At 46.7% G+C, this 272-nt stretch carries 1 protein-coding gene; it reads left to right on the top strand.

The window, feature by feature from the left end; translation table 11 throughout:
• A partial coding sequence (locus tag SAY88_RS25060) for a pseudouridine synthase (RefSeq protein WP_332635137.1) occupies positions 1-272 on the top strand: 272 nt, incomplete at both ends.

Here is a 272-nt window from a genome sequence, read left to right as displayed (position 1 = left end):
GCCCTAACGCGTTTGCAGCAGTTATATCCTGAAACGATTTTGGTGCACCGTTTAGACTGTGATACTTCTGGCATTATGGTGTTTGCCCGTAGCAAAAAAGCCGAATCGCATCTGAAAACCCAGTTTCAAGAACGGCATAACGACAAGTTATATATTGCGGAAGTAGATGGCTGGCTGAAGCAAGACCAAGGCAGCATCAATCTGCCGCTGGCACCGAATCGTGATAATCCACCGCTGCAAAAAGTGGATAGTGAAGGGAAAAAAGCCATCAC

It is taken from the genome of Halalkalibacter flavus (assembly GCF_036663575.1).
Taxonomy (GTDB): Bacteria; Bacillota; Bacilli; order Bacillales; family Bacillaceae_D; genus Halalkalibacter; species Halalkalibacter flavus.
Note: the sequence above shows the minus strand (reverse complement) of the source record. Positions and strands in the feature narration are given on the sequence as shown.